Source organism: Acidiphilium sp. AL, assembly GCF_025499445.1.
Lineage (GTDB): Bacteria > Pseudomonadota > Alphaproteobacteria > Acetobacterales > Acetobacteraceae > Acidiphilium > Acidiphilium iwatense.
Map to the genome: position 1 here is coordinate 1 of NZ_JAIMBZ010000069.1, position 2,597 is coordinate 2,597.

2 protein-coding genes, 2 pseudogenes and 1 other annotated feature are annotated in these 2,597 nt (G+C 62.0%); of the genes and pseudogenes, 3 read left to right on the top strand and 1 reads right to left on the bottom strand.

Features of this window, described 5'->3' with window-relative positions; translation table 11 throughout:
* Positions 1–163: 163 nt before the first annotated feature.
* Positions 164–1,141: pseudogene (locus tag AiwAL_RS19080) on the bottom strand (transposase); the annotation flags it as partial.
* A 144-nt stretch (positions 1,142–1,285) separates the two neighbouring features.
* Here AiwAL_RS19080 and tnpA point away from each other — a divergent pair.
* From tnpA to AiwAL_RS19095, 3 genes and pseudogenes are all read left to right on the top strand, one after another.
* Entirely contained in the window at positions 1,286–1,738 is a 453-nt protein-coding gene (tnpA, locus tag AiwAL_RS19085) for an IS66-like element accessory protein TnpA (RefSeq protein ID WP_262313368.1), read from the top strand.
* Between the two features lie 96 nt (positions 1,739–1,834).
* A complete protein-coding gene (locus tag AiwAL_RS19090) occupies positions 1,835–2,044 on the top strand; it encodes a transposase (protein ID WP_262313369.1) in 210 nt (69 codons plus the stop codon).
* A gap of 13 nt (positions 2,045–2,057) precedes the next feature.
* Positions 2,058–2,597 (top strand): annotated as a pseudogene (locus AiwAL_RS19095) (transposase); the annotation flags it as partial.
* Positions 2,345–2,461 (top strand) — a sequence feature (AL1L pseudoknot). Its footprint overlaps the pseudogene before it by 117 nt.

Sequence of the window (2,597 nt, forward strand, 5' to 3'; positions counted from 1 at the left end):
TGAAGATGGATTCCGGTCCGTGGCGGTGCCGATCCACCGCTATGACGGGACCGTAGTCGCCGCTATGAACGTAGGCATGAGGGTCGAAAAGGCTGGTCCTGAGGCGATCCGCACGTCGTATCTACCCCGCCTGCTCCGGATTGCCTCCGAGCTCAGCAGTGAGCTACTTTAGAAATGACACCGCACAGGCAGCAGCAGATTGCCGCGTCGCCGCAGATATCGCATGACGGCCTTCGACCTTGACCAGTATGTCGATCGAAGTCCCTGCCGGGCACCATGTGGTGAAGTAGGCGAGATCACCGTCCGCGATGTTGCGCCGGATCAGCATGCCGCGGGTCCAGAGGCCGTGATTGCTTTCGTTGTATTCCTCGGCTTCAAGATCGGCGAGCTCAAGATAACACCAATCATGGAGCCGCGGCCCCTTGGTTCCCATTCCCGCCGAGATACGCCGCCAGTCGGACGGCTTTAGGTTTTCGGCAATGTCCCTAGCCGTGCCAGCAATGCTCCGCGGTTTGTCCCACGACCGAAAGATATGATCCGACTTGACGCCAAGTACATAGCCTTTGCCGGCTCGGCGCAGGTCCCGCTCGATCTCACCGACCCCGTAGATGGTATCGGCCGCCAACCACGCGAGTTGGAGCATAGTCGTTCGTAGCCGCGCATTTCCGGACTTGGCGACCCCCTGTTCCCGGTCGACCGTCCCGCTTTGCCACGGCGTCGGCGCCAGGCCGGCATAGGCTGCGACCTGTCGCCGGTTATCAAAATGCCGGAAGAATCCTTCCGACCAAAGGACCGTCGCAAACTCCGCTCCGATACCTTTGATATCCATCAACATCTTCGCCGGTGTCGGGATCTTCTCCTCATTTGAAAGAGCGAGCATGGTGTCTCGCTCTGCCTCTACGGCCTTGATCTGTTCAAGGAGCAACTCCAGCCGGTCAAGTTCGCGGCTGATTTGCCGTTTCAAACAGACGGGCAACGGTCGGCCATCGCCCGTCCGCAACCCTTCCAAGCGGGTCCGCCGGTTGCGGTGCAACGGCTCGTATCCGGACGCACCCTGTGAAAACAACAGACCTTTGATCCGGTTCACATGCGCGATCCGCTCGGCCGTCAGCGTCTTGCACTCGCGTGAAATCCGGCGGCGGGCGATCCAGGCCCGTGGCGGCAGCAGGAACTACTGGGGCGGGATCGGTGGGATGCGGATGAGTTGTAAGCGCGAATTTCGGCGCAGCTAGGCCGGGTGGCGGGCTGCTGGGAATAGGTGTCCACTTACGGGAGGTGGATACTTATGATGGAGCGGATTGGACCGCATGGTCTGGAAATAACGGGCGTGAGGCGCGATGGGCGTCGGCGCTATGATCCGGCCAGCAAGGAACGCTTGATCGAGGCGTGCTTTCGGCCTGGGGTATCGCTTGCGGGCGTGGCATTGCAGCACGGGGTGAGCGCCAATCTGCTGCGCAAATGGGTTGTGCGGCATCGACAGGCTGGGGTGCCGGGGGTGGAGCCGGTTGCGGCGCAGCTGCCCGACCCTGCGGCATTTGTGCGCGTTGAGACGGCAGCTTTGCCTGCGGCGATGGGCGTTGGGGCGAACGCGGTTGAACGGACGCAGCCTGTGATGTCGTCCGCGCGGCTGCAAGCGAGGATGCCCAATGGGGTGACGCTGTCGCTCGAGGGATGCGCCCCGCAGTTGGTTGCGGCCATGATCGGTGCATTGGGGCATTGCGATGTTCCGCCTGTGTAAAATCGCGTCCAACCGTGACCCCCTTTTTGGAGTGCGCCCCTGCGGGTGGACAGATTGGGCGATTTGAATTGACCCCCGCTACCGGGCTTCTGGAGAATGGAAGCCATGACGAGACACCGATCCCACAGCGCCGCATTTAAACGGCAGGTTGCCGAGGAGTTCATCGCGGGCGAGACGCTGCACGCGCTATCCAAGCGGCACGACATCTCCCGGCAGCTGATCCGTATCTGGGTCGGCAAGTTCGAGGCTGGTGCCTTGGATGACGACGTGAACCGCGCCGGGTTTTCCGGAGGCTCCAACTCTTGAGTAGGATGGGGTTATGGAGAAGCGGAAGACATCGAACAGATATTCACCTGAGGTCCGCGAGCGGGCGGTCCGGATGGTTCTGGAGCATGCGAAAGATCACGCATCGCAATGGGAGGCGATTGCTTCAATTGCGGCGAAGATTGGCTGCACGGCTGAGACGCTCAGAGGCTGGGTGCGGCAGGCAGAACGCGACCAGGGCCTAAGGGCAGGCTCGACGAGCGAGGACCGGGAGCGGATCAAGGAGTTGGAGCGGGAGAACCGCGAGCTCCGCCAGGCCAATGAGATCCTCCGCAAGGCATCGGCTTATTTTGCTCAGGCGGAGCTCGACCGCCGGTACAAGCCATGAAGACGTTCATTGACGACCATCGGGGCGTCTATGGGGTCGAGCCGATCTGCCGTGTACTGCCGATCGCCCCTTCAACCTACCACGAACATGCCGCGCGCCGGGCTGATCCGGCCCGTCTGCCACCGCGCGCCAAATGGGATGTGCGGCTGCGGCCGGAGATTCGCCGGGTCTGGGAAGAGAATTTCCAGGTCTATGGCGTGCGCAAGG

Bases quoted from the DNA above. Each gene is read 5' to 3' on its own strand.
- AiwAL_RS19090 (WP_262313369.1), top strand. From the start codon at position 1,835: ATGGAAGCCATGACGAGACACCGATCCCACAGCGCCGCATTTAAACGG.
- tnpA (WP_262313368.1), top strand. From the start codon at position 1,286: ATGATGGAGCGGATTGGACCGCATGGTCTGGAAATAACGGGCGTGAGG.